The 17,554-nt window shown below is 69.7% G+C and carries 18 protein-coding genes; 8 read left to right on the top strand and 10 right to left on the bottom strand.

From position 1 onward, the window contains the following. Positions 1–83: 83 nt before the first annotated feature. The 4 genes from Pth03_RS16745 to Pth03_RS16760 are packed head-to-tail and all read right to left on the bottom strand — an operon-like array spanning position 84 to position 3,305. Positions 84–1,385: a hemolysin family protein gene (locus Pth03_RS16745; protein WP_203945206.1), complete on the bottom strand. Its 1,302-nt coding sequence runs from the start codon at positions 1,383–1,385 to the stop codon at positions 84–86. After that, on the bottom strand, positions 1,382–1,858 hold the full coding sequence (gene ybeY / locus Pth03_RS16750) for an rRNA maturation RNase YbeY (RefSeq protein ID WP_203945207.1): 477 nt from the start codon (positions 1,856–1,858) through the stop codon (positions 1,382–1,384). The genes Pth03_RS16745 and ybeY overlap by 4 nt, the downstream gene beginning before the upstream one ends. Positions 1,859–1,886: 28 nt before the next feature. Beyond that, on the bottom strand, positions 1,887–2,906 hold the full coding sequence (locus Pth03_RS16755) for a PhoH family protein (RefSeq protein ID WP_203945261.1): 1,020 nt from the start codon (positions 2,904–2,906) through the stop codon (positions 1,887–1,889). A 54-nt stretch (positions 2,907–2,960) separates the two neighbouring features. Next, complete coding sequence (locus Pth03_RS16760; RefSeq protein ID WP_203945208.1) at positions 2,961–3,305, bottom strand: histidine triad nucleotide-binding protein; 345 nt, start codon at positions 3,303–3,305, stop codon at positions 2,961–2,963. A 212-nt stretch (positions 3,306–3,517) separates the two neighbouring features. On the opposite strand from Pth03_RS16760, the gene Pth03_RS16765 reads away from it, so the two are divergent. Together Pth03_RS16765 and Pth03_RS16770 are read left to right on the top strand one after the other, a co-directional pair. Then, positions 3,518–4,030 carry a SigE family RNA polymerase sigma factor gene (locus Pth03_RS16765; protein ID WP_203945262.1) on the top strand — a complete coding sequence of 171 codons (513 nt, stop codon included), beginning with the start codon at positions 3,518–3,520 and terminating at the stop codon, positions 4,028–4,030. Next, positions 4,027–4,638: a hypothetical protein gene (locus Pth03_RS16770; RefSeq protein ID WP_203945209.1), complete on the top strand. Its 612-nt coding sequence runs from the start codon at positions 4,027–4,029 to the stop codon at positions 4,636–4,638. Before Pth03_RS16765 ends, Pth03_RS16770 begins: the two co-directional genes overlap by 4 nt. Before the next feature lie 19 nt (positions 4,639–4,657). On the opposite strand, the gene Pth03_RS16775 is transcribed toward Pth03_RS16770, so the two are convergent. Genes Pth03_RS16775 through hrcA form a run of 3 tightly spaced genes read right to left on the bottom strand, consistent with a single transcriptional unit; the run spans position 4,658 to position 7,558 of the window. Then, complete coding sequence (locus tag Pth03_RS16775; RefSeq protein ID WP_203945210.1) at positions 4,658–5,389, bottom strand: 16S rRNA (uracil(1498)-N(3))-methyltransferase; 732 nt, start codon at positions 5,387–5,389, stop codon at positions 4,658–4,660. A gap of 21 nt (positions 5,390–5,410) precedes the next feature. Beyond that, a complete protein-coding gene (dnaJ, locus tag Pth03_RS16780) occupies positions 5,411–6,544 on the bottom strand; it encodes a molecular chaperone DnaJ (protein WP_203945211.1) in 1,134 nt (377 codons plus the stop codon). Then, entirely contained in the window at positions 6,545–7,558 is a 1,014-nt protein-coding gene (gene hrcA, locus Pth03_RS16785) for a heat-inducible transcriptional repressor HrcA (RefSeq protein WP_203945263.1), read from the bottom strand. It lies immediately after the preceding gene. A gap of 233 nt (positions 7,559–7,791) precedes the next feature. On the opposite strand from hrcA, the gene Pth03_RS16790 reads away from it, so the two are divergent. After that, positions 7,792–8,607, top strand: coding sequence for a DUF3097 domain-containing protein (locus tag Pth03_RS16790; RefSeq protein WP_203945212.1), 816 nt, complete (start codon positions 7,792–7,794; stop codon positions 8,605–8,607). A gap of 177 nt (positions 8,608–8,784) precedes the next feature. Here Pth03_RS16790 and hemW read toward each other — a convergent pair whose 3' ends face one another. Beyond that, a complete protein-coding gene (hemW, locus tag Pth03_RS16795; RefSeq protein WP_203945213.1) occupies positions 8,785–10,005 on the bottom strand; it encodes a radical SAM family heme chaperone HemW in 1,221 nt (406 codons plus the stop codon). 120 nt (positions 10,006–10,125) lie between these two features. Here hemW and Pth03_RS16800 point away from each other — a divergent pair, with 120 nt between their 5' ends. After that, entirely contained in the window at positions 10,126–11,397 is a 1,272-nt protein-coding gene (locus Pth03_RS16800) for a glycoside hydrolase family 18 protein (RefSeq protein ID WP_203945214.1), read from the top strand. Positions 11,398–11,497: 100 nt separating this feature from the next. Here the strand turns inward: Pth03_RS16800 and Pth03_RS16805 are convergent, their stop codons facing one another. Beyond that, positions 11,498–12,124 (bottom strand): MOSC domain-containing protein, encoded by a 627-nt coding sequence (locus Pth03_RS16805; RefSeq protein ID WP_203945215.1) that lies wholly within the window; start codon positions 12,122–12,124, stop codon positions 11,498–11,500. Positions 12,125–12,261: 137 nt separating this feature from the next. On the opposite strand from Pth03_RS16805, the gene Pth03_RS16810 reads away from it, so the two are divergent. Genes Pth03_RS16810 through Pth03_RS16820 form a run of 3 tightly spaced genes read left to right on the top strand, consistent with a single transcriptional unit; the run spans position 12,262 to position 14,449 of the window. Beyond that, complete coding sequence (locus Pth03_RS16810; protein WP_203945216.1) at positions 12,262–12,738, top strand: hypothetical protein; 477 nt, start codon at positions 12,262–12,264, stop codon at positions 12,736–12,738. A gap of 2 nt (positions 12,739–12,740) precedes the next feature. Beyond that, positions 12,741–13,811, top strand: coding sequence for a sensor histidine kinase (locus tag Pth03_RS16815; protein ID WP_203945217.1), 1,071 nt, complete (start codon positions 12,741–12,743; stop codon positions 13,809–13,811). Continuing rightward, the gene (locus Pth03_RS16820; protein ID WP_203945218.1) at positions 13,808–14,449 is read left to right on the top strand and encodes a response regulator transcription factor; all 642 of its coding nucleotides are present in this window, start codon (positions 13,808–13,810) and stop codon (positions 14,447–14,449) included. Before Pth03_RS16815 ends, Pth03_RS16820 begins: the two co-directional genes overlap by 4 nt. Positions 14,450–14,453: 4 nt before the next feature. On the opposite strand, the gene lepA is transcribed toward Pth03_RS16820, so the two are convergent. Beyond that, positions 14,454–16,286, bottom strand: a complete 1,833-nt coding sequence (gene lepA, locus Pth03_RS16825; protein ID WP_203945219.1) for a translation elongation factor 4 — start codon at positions 16,284–16,286, stop codon at positions 14,454–14,456. A 119-nt stretch (positions 16,287–16,405) separates the two neighbouring features. Here lepA and Pth03_RS16830 point away from each other — a divergent pair, with 119 nt between their 5' ends. Next, positions 16,406–17,455, top strand: a complete 1,050-nt coding sequence (locus Pth03_RS16830) for a glycoside hydrolase family 18 protein (protein WP_203945220.1) — start codon at positions 16,406–16,408, stop codon at positions 17,453–17,455. Positions 17,456–17,554 lie beyond the last annotated feature (99 nt).

Genomic DNA, 17,554 nt, shown 5'->3' on the forward strand with positions numbered 1-17,554 from the left:
CCCACTTGCAAAACACTTAACGGACACTTGCCACGCAGGTCCCATAAGGTTCAGAGGCGCCCGATAGCCCAATTTTGGGCAAGTCAGTCGCGTTCGGCTGAGGCGCCGACCGCTCCGTTCTCTGGTTCCTGCTCCGTGGTGGCCGGCCGTACGACGACGGTGCTGATCCGGTTGCGGCGGCCCGCGACCGTCTCCGCGGTGAGGTGGAGCCCGCCGACGGTGATCTCGGAGCCGGCGATCGGCACCCGCCCGAGCGCGGCCGCGAGAAGACCGCCCACGGTCTCCACGTCGTCCACGTCGATCTCGGTGTCGAACAGCTCCGCCAGTTCGTCCACGGGCAGCCGGGCGGTCACGCGGACCGCGCCGCCGTCCAGCGACTCGACCCTGGGCGCCTCCTGGTCGTACTCGTCGGCGATCTCGCCCACGATCTCCTCGAGGATGTCCTCGATCGTGACCAGGCCGGCGGTGCCTCCGTACTCGTCGATGACGATCGCCACGTGGATCTGCCGCGCCTGCATCTCGCGCAGCAACTCGTCGATCGGCTTGCTGTCCGGCACGTACGTCGCGGGGCGCATGAGCTCGTCCACGCGCGAACCCACGTCGCCGGTGTCCTGCATGCGGCGCACGATGTCCTTGAGATAGGCGATGCCTACGACGTCGTCCTCGTTCTCCCCGACCACGGGGATGCGGGAGAAGCCGCTGCGCAGCGCGAGCGACAACGCCTGGCTCAGGGTCTTGCCCCGCTCGATGAAGATGATGTCCGTGCGCGGGACCATGACCTCGCGCACCAGCGTGTCACCCAGCTCGAAGACCGAATGGATCATCTCGCGCTCGTCGGGCTCGATGACCCGGCGCTGCTCGGCCAGGTCGACCAGGTCGCGCAGCTCCGCCTCGGAGGTGAACGGGCCCTCCCTGAAGCCGCGGCCCGGCGTGAGCGCGTTGCCCAGCAGGATCAGCAGCTTCGGCAGCGGGCCGAAGATCCTCGTCAGCCCGTAGACGATCGGAGCGGCGGCCAGCGCGACGGGCTCGGCGTGCTGGCGGCCGAGCGTGCGCGGGGAGACGCCGACGATGACGTAGCTCACGAGGATCATGACGACGGCCGCCACGGCGTACGCCTGACCCTGGTCGCCCAGCCAGTCGACGAAGAGCAGCGTGGCGATCACGGTCGCCACCAGCTCGCAGCTGAGCCGCAGCAACAAGAGGAGGTTGAGGTAGCGCGGCGGGTCGGCGACGATCGCCTGCAGCCGCACGGCGCCGCGCCTGCCGTCCTTGACGAACTCCTCGGCGCGCACCCGGCTGATGCGCGCCAGGGCGGTCTCGGCGCTCGCCAGCAGGCCGCCGGCCACGATGAGGATGACGGCCGAGATCAGCCAGCCGTTGTTCACGGCTTCCGCCGCACCTCCCGCCACGCCTCGAGCAGTTCGCCCTGGAGGCCGAACATCTCGGCGTGTTCCTCCGGTTCCGCATGGTCATAACCGAGCAGGTGGAGGATGCCGTGGGTGCACAGCAACTCCAGCTCGTCCTGGGCGCCGTGCCCGGCCTCGGCCGCCTGCTTCGCCGCGACCTGCGGGCACAACACCACATCGCCGAGCAGTGCGGGGTCGGTCGCGGCGTCGTCGTCGCGGCCCGCGCCGGAGCCCGGCCGCAGCTCGTCCATCGGGAAGGCCAGCACGTCGGTCGGACCGGGCTCCCCCATCCACTGCTCGTGCAGCACGGCCATCGCCGGCTCGTCGACGATCAGAATCGACAGCTCGGCCAGGGGGTTGATCCCCATGCGGCCGAGCACGTGACCGGCCAGCTCGACCAGCGCCGACTCGTCCACCTCGACGCCGGACTCGTTGGCCACCTCGATGCTCACCGGATCTCCCTACCTGTGCACGTACTCGTCATCGTCTGCCCCGGGAACGCTTGGCCATCTCGCGCGGCTCCGACGCCACTGCGGCGTCGTAGCGCCCGTAGGCGTCGACGATGTCGCTGACCAGCCGGTGCCGCACCACGTCGGCGCTGGTCAGCCTACTGAAGTGAATGTCGTCGATGCCGTCGAGGATGTTCTGCACGACCTTGAGGCCGCTCTCCTGACCGCCGGGAAGGTCGATCTGGGTCACGTCACCCGTGACGACGATCTTGGAGTTGAACCCGAGCCGGGTGAGGAACATCTTCATCTGCTCGGGCGAGGTGTTCTGCGCCTCGTCGAGGATGATGAAGGCGTCGTTCAGCGTGCGGCCTCGCATGTACGCCAGGGGCGCGACCTCGATCGTCCCGGCGGACATGAGGCGCGGGATCGAGTCGGGGTCCAGCATGTCGTGCAGCGCGTCGTACAACGGCCGAAGATACGGATCGATCTTCTCGTAGAGGGTGCCCGGCAGGAATCCCAGCCGCTCCCCCGCCTCGACGGCGGGCCGGGTCAGGATGATCCGGTTGACATGCTTGTCCTGCAGGGCCTTCACGGCCTTGGCCATCGCCAGATAGGTCTTGCCCGTACCGGCGGGGCCGATGCCGAACACGATCGTGTGCTTGTCGATCGCGTCGACGTACCGCTTCTGGTTGACGGTCTTGGGGCGGATCGTCCGGCCGCGGGAAGACAGAATGTCCAGGGAAAGGACCTCCGCGGGACGATCGGTCGTCATCCGCAGCATGGCGATGCTGCGTTCGACGGAGTCGGGCGTCAGTTCCGCGCCCGAAGTGACCAGTTCGACCAGCTCCTCGAAGAGGCGGACCACGATGCCGCTCTCCTCCGGGCTGCCGGTGATGGTGATCTCGTTGCCGCGCACGTGGATGTCGGCGCGGAATGCCTTCTCGATGACGCGCAGCAGTTCGTCGCGCGAACCGAGGAGGCTGACCATGGGCTGGCCGTCGGGGATGACCACCTTCGCCTGGGTCTTATGGAATTCCTGTGAATCGGACATGGGCGGCCGTACGGCCTGCTCGCCTCCCTCGTTTCCTACCGTCATGCTAGCCGTTCAACCGGGGGGCCACTGGAGGCTCCTGCCGCCGAGAACGTGCGCGTGAACATGGAAGACGGTCTGCCCGGCCCCCGTTCCCGTGTTGAAGACGACGCGATACCCGGACTCGGACACCCCCTCCTGCACGGCGACGATGTGGCAGGCGGAGAGCAGGTCGTCGGCCAGGCCGTCGTCGGCCGCGGCGAGCGCGGCGGCGTTCTCGTAGTGGACCTTGGGAACCACCAGCACGTGGGTGGGGGCCTGGGGGTTGATGTCGCGGAACGCGAGAGCCCTGCCCGTCTCAAGGACGATTTCCGCGGGGATCTCTTTGGCCGCTATCTTGCAGAACAGGCAGTCGGTCACGGCGAAAGCGTAGCCGTTGCCAATCGGTGATGCCGTGGAAAGATCCCCGCAGATAGTCTTGGTGTGCGACACTGCACCGAAAAAACACCCCTAGTGTCGGGCGAGGACACCACTGGGTCATGCCCCCTAATGATTCGGAAGAACGTAAACTTCCCGGGAGTGACGAGCGTCCTACTGACGTGACCACCGAAACCCTCGTGGCCGACAGGTCAATGGGGGCGGTGCCCGTCGGATGGGACGCCGACATGGCCGTGACGGCGCTGTACAGCGCTCACTATCGGTCGTTGGTGCGTCTCGCGGTATTGCTGGTCCGCGACGTGGCCAGCGCCGAAGAGGTCGTGCAGGACGCCTTCGTCGCCATTCATGGCGCGTGGCGACGTCTGCGGGACACCGACAAGGCACTCGCCTACCTGCGCCAATCGGTCGTCAACAGATCACGGTCGGTGCTTCGGCACCGTGCCGTCGTCGAGAGATACGCCCCCAAGGGCCTTCCCGACGCTCCCAGCGCGGAGAACGGCGCCATCGGAGAACTGGAGCGCACAGCGGTGATCGAGGCACTCCGCGGCCTGCCGACCAGGCAGCGGGAGGCCCTGGTCCTGCGCTACTACGGGGACCTGTCCGAGGCGGAGATCGCGGGCGCCATGGGCATCAGCAAGGGCGCGGTGAAAAGTCACACGGCCCGCGGCATGGCCGCATTACGGATGGCACTGGAGCAGTTCTCATGACCTTCCCCGACGACGAGTTCGAGGAGCTGCTCCGCACCGCCATGCGCGCGGAAGCGGACTCCATCGTGCCGTCACCCGAGGGGCTGAACATCATCCGCGGGCGGATCGAAAGACGTGGCCTGCGGGGCACCTTTTGGTGGCGGATCGGAGTCTCGGTAGCCGGAGCGGTCCTCGTGGCGGGCACGGTCATCATGCTGGTGCCCGATCTTCGTGATCAGGTGAGCCAGAGCACGGGCATCTCCCAGGCGGGCGCGGACGGCACCGAACTGCCCGACGTCTCCTCGACCGGGCGGCCTCCGGCGGGCACCGTACCGACCCCGATCGTCAACTCCGGCGGCTCGATGCACCCCGAGCAGACCCCGACCCCCACTCACAAGGCGACCCCGAGCGTGAAACCGTCACCGCGGACGAGCCCCTGCCCCACCCACACCACAGGCCACGCGCCGGCGTCGCCGTCGTGCGCCCCGGTGTCGCAGGTGCCTCCGCCGCCGGTGGTCACGCCGACGACGGTCACCCCTCCGGACCCGTCTCCGACCCCCACTCCTTCACCGACCCCGTCGCCGGTGGACACGGCGGCCGGCGACACCGCCGAGGCCCCGGCCTCCTAGACCGCTCCGGCCGGGCGCGTCACCAGCGCCCGCAGCGGGACAGCAGCACGGACGCCGCCGCCACCCCCGCCGTCGACGTCCGCAGCACGGTCGGCCCGAGAAGGGCGGGTACGGCTCCCGCCTCCGTGAACCGGGAGATCTCCTCGCCGGTGACGCCTCCCTCAGGGCCGACCACGATGACGACGTCTCCCTCCGCGGGCACTGCGAGTCCGGACATCGGCTCGGCGGCCTCCTCGTGGAGCACGATGCCGAGCGCCGCCCGCGAGATCAGCGCGGCCACGTCGGCGGTCGTCGCCTGCTCGGTCACCTCGGGCAGGTGGAAGCGGCGGGCCTGCTTGCCCGCCTCGCGCGCCGTACTCCGCCAGCGGGCCAGCGCCTTGGCCGCGCGGTCGCCCTTCCACTGCGTCACGCAGCGGGCGGCCGACCACGGCACGATCACGTCGACGCCGACCTCGGTCATCATCTCGACGGCCAGTTCGCCGCGGTCGCCCTTCGGCAGCCCCTGCACGACCACCAGCCGCGGCGCGGGCGCCTCCACCTGGTAGCGCTTGACCACCTCGGCGGTCAGCGACTCCTTGGCGACGTCGACCACGACGCACTCGGCGACCTCACCGGCGCCGTCGGTGAGGTCGATCCGCTCTCCCGGCCGCATCCGGCGCACGGCGGCGGCGTGCCGCCCCTCCGCCCCGCCGAGGACGATGCGGGCGGCCTGGAGGCCGGCACGGTCCGCCAGGAACACGGGAACGCTCATGCGATCTCCGACCCCGAGGGCTCAGCGGCCGTTGAAGGCGTCTCTGAGGCGGGAGAAGAAACCCTGCTGTCCCGGGGAGAACTTGCCGGGCGGCCTTTCCTCGCCACGCAGCTTGGACAGCTCGCGCAGGAGCTCCTCCTGCTGGGGGTCGAGCTTGGTCGGGGTCTCCACGTTGACGTGGATCAGCAGGTCGCCCCTCCCGGTCTCGTTGAGCCGCTGGACGCCCCTGTTGTACAGGGGGATGACCTGCCCCGCCTGGGTACCCGGCCGTACGTCGATCTCCTCCGCGCCGTCGAGGGTCTCGACGGTGAGAGAGGTGCCGAGCGCGGCCGCCGTCATGGGGATCATCACGGTGCAGTGCAGCTCGTCGCCGCGCCGCTCGAAGATCGGGTGAGGACGCTCGACGATCTCCAGGAAGAGGTCGCCCGCGGGGCCGCCCCCGGGGCCGACCTCGCCCTCGCCGGCGAGCTGGATATGGGTGCCGTCCTCGACGCCCGCGGGGATGCGCACCTTGATGGTGCGCCGGGTGCGCACGCGGCCCTCGCCCGAGCACTCCATGCAGGGGTGGCGGATCACGCTGCCGAAGCCGCCGCACTGGGGGCAGGGCCGGGAGGTCATGACCTGGCCGAGGAACGACCGGGTGACCTGCGACACCTCGCCGCGCCCGTGGCACATGTCGCAGGTGTCGGGGTGGGTGCCGGCGGCCGCACCCGAGCCCTGGCACACCTCGCAGACCACGGCGGTGTCGACCACCAGCTCGCGGGTGGTGCCGAACCCCGACTCGGCGAGGTCGAGCTCGACCCGGATCGTCGCGTTACGGCCCCGCCTCGCCCGCGAGCGCGGGCCGCGCGACGCGCCGGAGGCGCCGAAGAAGGCGTCCATGATGTCGCTGAACGGGAACCCGGCTCCGAAGCCGCCCGCCCCCGCCCCGGCTCCGTTGCTGAACGGGTCGCCGCCGAGGTCGTACATCTGGCGCTTGTTGGTGTCGGAGAGCACCTCGTACGCCTGGGTGATCTCCTTGAAGCGCTCCTGGGTCTCCGGGTCCGGGTTCACGTCCGGGTGCAGCTGACGGGCGAGACGGCGGTAGGCCTTCTTGATCTCTTCCTGGCTGGCGTCACGGCGGACCCCGAGGGTCGCGTAGTAGTCCTGGGCCACTTACGACCCCGCCAGAATCTGGCCGACGTAGCGCGCCACGGCGCGCACCGCACCCATCGTCACGGGATAGTCCATTCGCGTCGGGCCCAGCACTCCGAGCCGGGCCAGTTCCTTGTCGCCCGAACCGTATCCCGCGGCCACTATCGAGGTGCCGCGAAGTCCGGTGTACGGGTTCTCCGAGCCGATCCGGACGGTCAGCTCGGACAGGCCGCCGGTCTCGCCGAGGAGACGCATCAGCACGACCTGTTCCTCCAGAGCCTCCAGCACGTCACGCAGGCCGACGCTGAAGTCGGCCGCCGCGAGGTTGGCGGCCCCGGCAAATACGATCTTCTCCTCGTGCCGCTCCACGAGTGTCTCCAGCAGCACCGACAGGATCGTCGCGGCCACCGGCCGGTCCTCCTGCGGCAGCCGCTCCGGCAGTTCTGCGACGGTCTCCGGCACGTTGGACAGGCCGCAGCCGTCCAGGCAGGTGTTGAGGACGGCCCGCAGGTTCGCGATCCGGTCCTCCGCCACCTCCTCGACCAGATCGATCACGCGCTGCTCGACCCTGCCGGTGTTGGTGATCAGCACGAGCATCACCCGCCGATCGCCGACGGGCACGATTTCCACGTGACGGACGGTCGACCTGGTCAGCGACGGATACTGCACCACCGCGACCTGCCGGGTGAGCTGGGCCAGCAGTCGCACAGTGCGCATGACGATCTCGTCGAGGTCGACGGCCCCGGCGAGGAAGGTCTCGATCGCCCTGCGCTCGGCGCCGGACAGCGGCTTGACCTGCGAGAGGCGATCGACGAACAGGCGGTATCCCTTGTCCGTCGGCACGCGGCCCGCGCTGGTGTGGGGCTGGTGGATGTAGCCCTGCTCCTCCAGCGCTGCCATGTCGTTGCGGATCGTCGCGGGAGAGACGCCGAGGTTGTGCCTGTCGGCAAGGGCCTTGGAGCCCACCGGCTCATTGGTGGACACGTAGTCTTCGACGATGGCACGCAGCACGGCCAGCTTGCGGTCGTCGAGCAATGTGTCACCTCCCTCTGCGGGGAACACGGGCTCTGGCACTCTGTGTTCCCGAGTGCCAAGTGTACGGCCACCGTCCCCGGGGTGCGATAACACAAGCGGCGGCTCGGACAAACCGCCTGTATATCGCTTACATGCGCTCACGAACGAAATACCCCGTCCGTGGAGAAGTCCCCGTTTTACGCGTCACGGATCTCTGCCGACAACTCCCGCCCCTGTTTGCTAGCGTTCCCGGCATGTACGGGCAGGACGTGCTCTCCGGTGACTGGCGGCGCCCCAAGAAGGGGCAGATCCCCAAGATCCCAGCCGAACTCGATCTCGTGGTCGAAGACGCGGAGGGCCGCTTCTGCGGGGCCGTCGTCGCCTGCGACAAGGAGGGCGTGACCCTGGAGGACCGGCACGGCCGGCGGCGCCTGTTCCCGCTGACACCCGCCGGGTTCCTCCTCGACGGCAAGCCCGTGACCCTCGTACGGCCGGCTGCCGCGCCGCAGGCGCCCAGGAGGAGCGCCTCCGGCTCCGTCGCGGTGGAGGGGCTGCGGGCCCGGGTGGCGCGGGAGAGCCGCATCTACGTCGAGGGCGTGCACGACGCGTCTCTCGTCGAGAAGATCTGGGGCCACGACCTGCGCGTGGAGGGGGTCGTCGTCGAATACCTCGAGGGCGTCGACGACCTGCCCGCCATCGTGGCCGAGTTCGCACCCGAGCCGGGCAGGCGTCTGGGGGTGCTGGTCGACCACCTAGTGCCGGGTTCCAAGGAGAGCCGGATCGCGAGCCAGGTCTCGGGAGACGACGTGCTGGTCGTCGGCCATCCGTACGTCGACGTCTGGCAGGCCGTCAAGCCCTCGGCACTCGACATCCCCGCCTGGCCGAACGTGCCGCGGGGAGTTCCGTGGAAGGAGGGCGTGATCGCCGCTCTCGGCTGGCGGATGGACCCGCAGGAGGCCTGGCGGCACATCCTCGGCCGCGTCCAGACCTACGCCGACCTCCAACCCGAACTCCTCGGCCGGGTGGAAGAACTGATCGACTTCGTCACCACCCCCCACCCCTCCCCGTGATCATGCAGAACTTCGGGATCATGCCCTCCCGCCTGCGCATACCCTGCTCGTGATCATGCAGAAGTTCGGACACAAGCCGCCCTGCCTGCGCATACGCTGTTCGTGATCATGCAGAAGTTCGGACACAAGCCGCCCCACCTGCGAAAACATCAACCGTGATCATGCACGGGGACGCATTCAGGCGGTCAGGTCGACGATCAGGGCGTCCGCGAGCAGCCTTCCCCGCAGGGTGAGCACGGCCTGACCACGCTTGAACGCCTCCGGCTCCAGCAGCCCGTCCCCCAGCGCCCTGGCGACGGCCGTACGCGCCTGAGGGGGCAGGTCCGCCAGCGGGAACCCGGAGTCCAGGCGCAGCTCCAGCATGATCCTTTCGACCGCCCTGTCCGCGGCGGACAACTCCTCCCTGGCGTACCCGGGTGAGTCTCCCGCGGCCAGCCGCCCCGCGTAGGCCGCCGGGTGCTTGACGTTCCACCAGCGGGTGCCGCCGACGTGGCCGTGGGCTCCCGGGCCGACGCCCCACCAGTCCCCGCCGGTCCAATAGAGCAGGTTGTGGCGGCAGCGCGCCTCGTCGGACGCCGCCCAGTTGGAGATCTCGTACCACCGCAGGCCTGCTGCCGAGAGCATCTCGTCGGCGATCAGGTAGCGGTCGGCCGCCACGTCGTCGTCCGGCATCGGCAGCTCGCCGCGGCGCACGCGCGCGGCCAGCCGTGTGCCGTCTTCGACGATCAGTGAGTACGCCGATATGTGATCGGGCCCGGCGGCCAGGGCGGCCTCCAGCGTCGCCCGCCAGTCGGCGTCGGTCTCCCCCGGGGTGCTGTAGATCAGGTCCAGATTGACGTGGTCGAATCCGGCCTCGCGCGCCTCCCGTACGGCTTGCGCGGGGCGGCCGGGCGTGTGCCGCCGGTCGAGCACCTGGAGCACGTGCTCGCTGGCGCTCTGCATGCCGAAGCTCATGCGGTTGAATCCGCCCGCCCTGAGGGTCTCCAGGTATTCGCGGTCGACCGACTCGGGGTTGGCCTCGGTGGTCACCTCCGCGCCGGGCGCCAGGCCGAACTCCTTGTCGATCGCCTGGAGCATCCGTACGAGGTCGGCGGCGGGCAGCAGGGTGGGCGTGCCCCCGCCGAAGAAGACCGTCTGGACCGGCAGTGCGGCGTCTCCCAGCACGCGCCGCGCGAGCCGTACCTCTTCGATCGCGGTGGCGGCGTAGTCGCGTTGCGAGGCACCGGGGCCGAGCTCGGCAGACGTGTAGGTGTTGAAGTCGCAGTAGCCGCAGCGCGTGGCGCAGAACGGCACATGCACGTAGAAGCCGAACGGGCGGGAGCCCAGCCCGTCGAGGGCGCTCGGCGGCAGTTCGCCGGACGCGGGGACGGGATCGCCGTCGGGAAGCACGGAAGGCACGGTCCCAGTCTGCCGCCCGTGCCTGCATGCCATTGACGCCCCGGGCGCTCCGGTCTACGATCAGGCGCAATTTAAAAGAAAGTTTCCTATTAGTTGTCCATCGCAACAGCAGGAGACAGCGTGCGCAGGTTCCTCAAGCACACTCTCGTCGTGGCGCTCGCCGCCGGCCTCGCGGCCGTCGCGGTGCCGCCCGCGGCGCAGGCCCAGACGGGCAAGAACGACCGGTTCAAACGCGTCGCCTACTTCATCCAATGGGGCGTCTACGCGCGGAACTACCAGGTCAAGGACCTCGAGACCACCGGGGCCGCCGACAAGCTCACCCACATCAACTACGCCTTCGGGTTCGTGGGCCCCGAAGGCACGTGCTATTCGGCCGACCCGTGGGCGGACTGGCAGCGCGGCGTCCCGGCCGAGCAGAGCGTGGACGGCGTCGCCGACGCCGACGCGCAGCCGCTCAAGGGCAACCTCAACCAGCTGAAGAAGCTCAAGGCCAGGCACCCCGGCCTCAAGGTGCTGATCTCGCTCGGCGGCTGGACCGGCTCCAAATACTTCTCCGACGCCGTCCTCACGCCGCAGTCCCGGGCCAAGCTGGCCGCCTCCTGCGTGGACCTGTGGCTGAAGGGCAACCTGCCGGACCTGCCCCCCGGCGCGGGCGCGGGCGTGTTCGACGGCATCGACCTCGACTGGGAGTGGCCCGGCTCGTCCGGCAACGACGGCAACATCATCAGGCCCGAGGACAAGCAGAACTTCACGTTGTTCCTCGCGGAGCTGCGCCGCCAGATGAAGACGGCGAACAAGCGCTCCGAGCTCACCGCGTTCCTCCCCGCGGCCGCCACCAAGATCGACGCCGGCTTCGAGGTGAAGAAGGTCTTCGGGCTTCTCGACTTCGCCACCGTCCAGGGCTACGACCTGCGCGGCTCGTGGGAGCTCCAGACCGGGCACAACGGCAACCTGTTCACCGACCGCCGTGACCCCAACCCGGTGCGCTACAGCGTCGACCAGACGGTCCGCGACTACATCAGCCGCGGAGCGCCCGCCAAGAAGATCGTCGTGGGCGTGCCCGCGTACGGCCAGGGCTGGACCGGCGTGACGTCCAAGGGCGACGGCCTCTACGCTCCGGCCGCCGGCCCGGCCCCCGGCACCTGGGCGCCGGGGAGCGACGACTACAAGAACCTGATCGGCAAACCGGGCAAGCGCTACCGCGACCTGCGCACCGGCACCGTCTGGCTGTACGACGGCAACGAGTTCTGGTCCTACGACGACCCGGCCGTCATGCTTCAGAAGGCCGCCTACATCAGGCTCAAGGGCCTCGGCGGCTCGATGTTGTGGTCCATCGACCAGGACGACTCCAAGGCGTCCCTCACCTCGGCGTTGTACTCCGTGCTTCGCTGACCGTCAGACCCACCTCGGGGGGTGGGCCCGCCCGGCGCAGCACGGGCGGGCACAGCGAGGGGGCCGGAGCTCCTGGGTCGAGCTCCGGCCCCCTTCTCGTTCAGCTCTTCAGGACCCTTTCCGCGATCTTGTCCCACTTCTCGCCGTGTCCCTGATAGGCGAGCAGCCGGCGCAACGCGTCCTGGTCCCCGTGGTAGGCGGCGAACGCCTCCCCGATGGTGACACTGGCGGCGGGCCGGTCCAGCACCTCGATCGCGTCGCCCGCTCCGAGCTCGCCCTCCTCGATCACCCGGAAGTACGCCCCCGGACGGCCGGCCTGCGTGAACCGCTTGACCCAGCCCTTCTCCCCCATCCAGCCGCGGAACGTCGCACACGGCACGCGGGGGGCCGTCACCTCGAGGACGGCGGTGCCGACCCGCCACCGCTCCCCGATGAGCGCACCCGTCAGGTCGGCCCCGGACGTGGTGAGGTTCTCCCCGAACGCGCCGTCATGCAGGTCGCGGCCCAACTGGGCCTGCCACCAGTCGTGGTCCTCCCGCGCGTAGGCGTACACCGCCTGGTCCGGATGACCGTGGTGGGCGACGTCGGCCCGCTCGTCCCCCTCCAGCCCGTTGCCGTGTACGGCGACGCGGCCGCCGGCCGCCTTCTTGTCGATGGCGGTCCGGCCGACGTCGCCCGCCCACTCGGCCGGTACGGCACGGCCCACGTTGACCGAAATGATGCGCATATAGCGACGCTAGGCGGCGCGCTCGCCGAAGACCAGAGATTTTCCCGCGAGCGGCCGGGTCCTCCGGGGGGTGGACAACCAGATCTCCACCCGTGCTCCGATCCGCCCGGCCACCACCTCTCCCTAACGTCGAGCCCATGAACGAACTGCTCGCCGCCGTGCTCGCCCTCGCCGTGCTCGCTCTCGCCGTCTACCGTCAGATGCGCGCCCGCCCCGTCAACGAGGGACGCGCGTTCACCCTCCCCCTGGTGATCATCGTCATCGGCGTCCTCCAGGGACATCTCATCGATCAGGATCACGCGTCGCTGAGCGTGGCGCTGCTGGCGGCGGAGTTGCTCGTCGGCGCAGCGCTCGGCATCGTCCGGGCCTACACCATGCGGATCTGGCGGGACGCCCGGGGCACGCTCTGGCGCAAGGGCACGACCTGGACGATCGTCGCGTGGATCGCCGCCATCGCCGCCCGGTTCGGCTTCGTGGCCGTCGGGAGCGCGGCGGGAGCGGCCCTCGAAACGGGATCGATCCTGATCTTCCTCGGCCTCTCCCTGGTCGTCCAGGCCGCGGTGGTCGGCTACCGCGCACGAGTGATGGACTCCTCGCCGGCGGTTAACGTCTAGGGGTGAAAAAGGCCCGCGACCTCATGTTCGCGTTGCGGCTCGCGGCCGTGGCGGCGTTCGCGGTCGCCGTCGTGCGCGCCCGGCCGGAGCCCGCGCTCACGTGGGCGCACGTGATCGACGGGCTCCTCGCGGTCGCCTTCGTCACGCTGGCGTTCCTCGCCCTGCAGCGCCGTAAGCGCCCGCTGCCCGTCGTGCTCCTGACGGCCTACGCCATGGTCGTCGTGGCCGTCACGCTCCAACTGCTCGCGCCTCACAGCCCCGCGCTCACCGCGGTGTTCGTCTCCATCGGCGTCATCGCCGTACGGCTGCCGCCGGCCTACTCTCTCCCCGCGACCGCTGTGGCCCTGGCCGTGCTCACCCTGAGCGGCCAGTCTCAGGGCGGAGAGGTCTCGTGGGACATCATCGCCTTCAGCGTGGTGATCTACCTGATCGCCTACGTGCGGCGCACCACCGTCGCGGCGCGGGCGGCCGAGGAGCGGGAGGCCGTCCTCGCGGAGCGTGCGCGCATCGCCAGGGACATCCACGACATCCTCGCCCACTCCCTGTCGGCCCAGCTCCTCCACCTCGAAGGGGCCCGGCTCCTGTTGCGAGCCGACCGGGCCGGCGAGGCGCTGGAACGGGTGGAGCTGGCCAGGGACATGGCCAAGCAGGGGCTGGAGGAGACGCGCCGGGCGATCACCGCGCTGCGCGGGGACGTGCCCCCGCTGGCCGAGGCGGTCTCCGCCCTGGCCGGCGAGTTCCAGACCGCGACCGGCGTGGGCTGCGAGGTCGCGATGACCGGCGAGACGCGCCGGCTCGACCCGGAGGCCGAGTTGACGATCATCCGTACCGCCCAGGAGGCGCTCACCAACGTGCGGCGCCACGCGCCGGGCGTCGCGCCCGGTGTCCGATTGACCTTCGCGCCGTCGTCGTGCTCGCTGGAGGTGACCAACGAGATCGCCGCGACCCCGGGAACGCCGGGGAGCGGCTACGGCCTGGTGGGCATGCGCGAGCGGGCCGAACTGCTCGGAGGCCACCTGGAGGCGGGCGAGGACGACGGCGTGTTCCGGGTCCGCCTGGAGGTGCCCGCATGACCCGCGTGCTCGTCGCCGACGACCAGACGGTCGTCCGCGAGGGACTCGTCCTGCTGCTCGGGCTGATCCCCGGCGTCGAGGTGGTCGGCACCGCCGCCGACGGCGAGGCCGCCGTGCGCCTCGTGGCCGAGCACCGTCCCGACGTGGTGCTCATGGACCTGCGCATGCCCCGCATGGACGGGGTCGAGGCCACCCGGCGCATCCGGGAGGGCTTCCCCTCGGTGCAGGTGGTGGTGCTCACGACCTACGCCGACGACGAGTCGGTCTTCTCCGCCCTCCGGGCGGGCGCACGCGGCTTCCTCACCAAGAGCGCGGGAGCGGAGGAGATCGCGCAGGCGATCGCCGTCGTGCACGAGGGCGACGCGCAACTCGACCCCTCGGTGCAGCGCCGCCTGCTGGAGTCCATGACGGCCGCTCCCCCGCCGAAGCCGCGGCCGACCGGTCTCACGTCACGGGAGGCCGACGTGCTGCGCCTCATCGCCGGGGGCAGGTCGAACGCCGAGATCGCCGGCGAGTTGTTCATCAGCGAGGCCACGGTAAAGACGCACATCAACAACCTGTTCGCCAAGACCGGCGTGCGCGACCGCGCGCAGGCGGTCCGCTACGCCTTCGAGCACGGCCTCGCCGATCCGCCCTGACGGCCTACTTCTTGGCCTTCTCGGCGGCGGCGCCGGAGTCGGTCGACAGCGCGGCAACGAACGCCTCCTGGGGGACCTCCACGCGGCCCACCATCTTCATCCGCTTCTTGCCCTCCTTCTGCTTCTCCAGCAGCTTGCGCTTACGGCTGATGTCACCGCCGTAGCACTTGGCGAGCACGTCCTTGCGCATGGCCCGGATGTTCTCCCTGGCGATCACCCGTGCGCCGATGGCCGCCTGGATCGGCACCTCGAACTGCTGGCGAGGGATGAGGTCCTTCAGCTTCTTGGCCATCTCGACCCCGTAGGCGTACGCCTTCTCCCGGTGGACGATGGCGCTGAAGGCGTCGACGGGCTCGCCCTGCAACAGGATGTCGACCTTCACGAGATCGGCGTCCTGCTCGCCCGACGGCTCGTAGTCGAGCGAGGCGTAGCCGCGCGTCTTGGACTTGAGCTGGTCGAAGAAGTCGAAGATGATCTCGCCGAGCGGGAGCGTGTAGCGGATCTCGACCCGGTCCTCCGACAGGTAGTCCATGCCCTGGAGCTGGCCGCGACGGCCCTGGCAGAGCTCCATGATGGCGCCGATGAACTCGGCGGGCGCCAGAACCGTGGCCTTCACGACGGGCTCATAGATCTCGGCGATCTTGCCCCCGGGGAACTCCGAGGGGTTGGTGACCACCAGCTCGCGGTCGTCCTCCATGATGACGCGGTAGATGACGTTGGGCGAGGTGGAGATCAGCGAGAGGTTGAACTCCCTTTCCAGCCGCTCCCGGACGATCTCCATGTGGAGCAGGCCGAGGAAGCCGCACCGGAAGCCGAAGCCCAGTGCCGCCGAGGTCTCCGGCTCGTAGACCAGGGCGGCGTCGTTGAGCCGCAGCTTGTCCAGAGCGTCCCTGAGCTCGGGGTAGTCGTCCCCGTCGATCGGATAGAGGCCGGAGTAGACCATGGGCTTCGGGTGCTCGTATCCGCCGAGCGCGTCGGTCGCGGGCTTCGTCGCGCTGGTCACGGTGTCGCCGACCCGCGACTGGCGCACGTCCTTCACACCGGTGATGAGGTAGCCCACCTCGCCGACGCCGAGACCCTTGTCGGACGGCACGGCCTCCGGGGAGATCACGCCGATCTCCAGGAGCTCGTGCTGGGCCGCGGTGGACATCATCAGCACCCGCTCGCGCTTGGACAGGTGCCCGTCGATGACGCGGACGTAGGTCACGACGCCGCGGTAGGTGTCGTAGACCGAGTCGAAGATCAGCGCACGGGACGACCGGTCGGCGTCGCCCACCGGGGCGGGAACGTTCGCGACAACGTGGTCGAGCAGTTCCTTGACGCCGACGCCGGTCTTGCCCGAGACGCGCAGGACGTCGCCGGGGTCGCAGCCGATCAGCCCGGCGAGCTCCTCGGCGTACTTGTCGGGCTGGGCCGCGGGCAGGTCGATCTTGTTGAGCACCGGGATGATGTGCAGATCGGCGTTCATGGCCAGGTACAGGTTGGCCAGCGTCTGCGCCTCGATGCCCTGCGCCGCGTCGACGAGCAGGATCGCTCCCTCGCACGCCTCGAGCGACCGCGAGACCTCGTAGGTGAAGTCGACGTGGCCGGGGGTGTCGATCATGTTGAGCACGTGGCCGTTCCACGGGAGCCGTACGGCCTGTGACTTGATCGTGATGCCGCGCTCGCGCTCGATGTCCATGCGGTCCAGGTACTGCGCGCGCATGGATCTGTCGTCCACCACACCGGTGAGTTGCAGCATCCGGTCGGCGAGCGTCGACTTGCCATGGTCGATGTGCGCGATGATGCAGAAGTTGCGGATCAACGCGGGGTCGGTCTGGCCAGGCTGGATGCGCACCGGAGTCCGTTTCGACAAAAGTAGGTGAGTCCCGTCCGGCCGAGCCGCCTCGCCTGACGCTCAGCGCGCTCTCCGGTCGGGGCTGGCGAAGCAGCCACCTTCCATGGTGGCATGTCCGGATGCTTGCCTTGACCATCCCGGGCCCCGTCAGGCGCTTTCTCAAATGGGCCGGGATCGCCCTGGCCGTACTCCTCGCCCTCTGCCTGGCCGCGGTGGGGGCGCTGCGACTGCAGTTCGCCGGCACCCCGGCCGCCTGGGCGAAGTCCACCGGCCACGACGCGCTGTGGATGGGACACGCCTGGGTGGACGGCCGCAAGACGGCCGCCGACGTCGACCGCCTGGCCGCCCGGATCCGGCAGAGCGGGATCAGCGACGTGTACGTCCACAGCGGGCCGTTCGGCGCCGACGGCACTCTCCCACCCGACAAATACCCCAACGCCCGAAATTTCCTGAAGTGGTGGCAGGAGAAGCTGCCCGGCGTCCGGGTGTCGGCCTGGCTCGGCCAGGTGGTGGACGAGGACGTGGACGGCCACGTCGACCTGGCGGACCCGGCCACGCGGGCGCGGATCGTCGCCGGCGCGAAGGCGCTGACCGACCTCGGCTTCGACGGCGTGCACTACGACTTCGAACCGGTGCCCGACGGCGACCCCGCCTTCCTGAGCGTGTTGAAGGAGACGCGCCGGGCCGTCGGCGGCAAGCTCCTTTCGGTCGCCACCCAGCAGATCGAGCCGCTGCCCGGGCTGCGCTTCCCCCTCCGGCTGGTCATCGGCCACGAGAAGTACTGGACGACCGGATACTTCGCGCAGGTCGCCGCGCTCACCGACCAGGTCGCCGTCATGACCTACGACTCCTGGACCCCCCTGCCGTCCCTCTATGGAGGCCATGTCGTACGGCAGGCCGAGCTGGCCATGGACGCCGCTCCCCCGGGTACGGCCGTTCTCATCGGCGCGCCCGCCTATCACGATCACATCGTGGGCCTGAGCGATCACGCCGAGAGCGTCGCTACGGCCGCCGACGGGGCCCGGCTCGCCCTGACCGAGCACGGCCCGCGGGCCCAGTTCGGCATGGCGCTCTACGTGGACTTCGCGGCCACGGAGGAGGACTGGAAGGAGTACCAGACCGCCTGGGTACGGCCCGGCCTTCCTCCGGCCGCCGGGTTTCCGGGGTAGGATTCTGACGCAGGCCACGGTCCATGTGCGCGATTTGAGCGGCAAGCCGGGCTGTTGGTATCCTGTTCAACTGCGTGTGGCGCGCCCTCTCTCGAGCCC

Source organism: Planotetraspora thailandica, from assembly GCF_016863335.1.
Classification (GTDB): Bacteria; Actinomycetota; Actinomycetes; order Streptosporangiales; family Streptosporangiaceae; genus Planotetraspora; species Planotetraspora thailandica.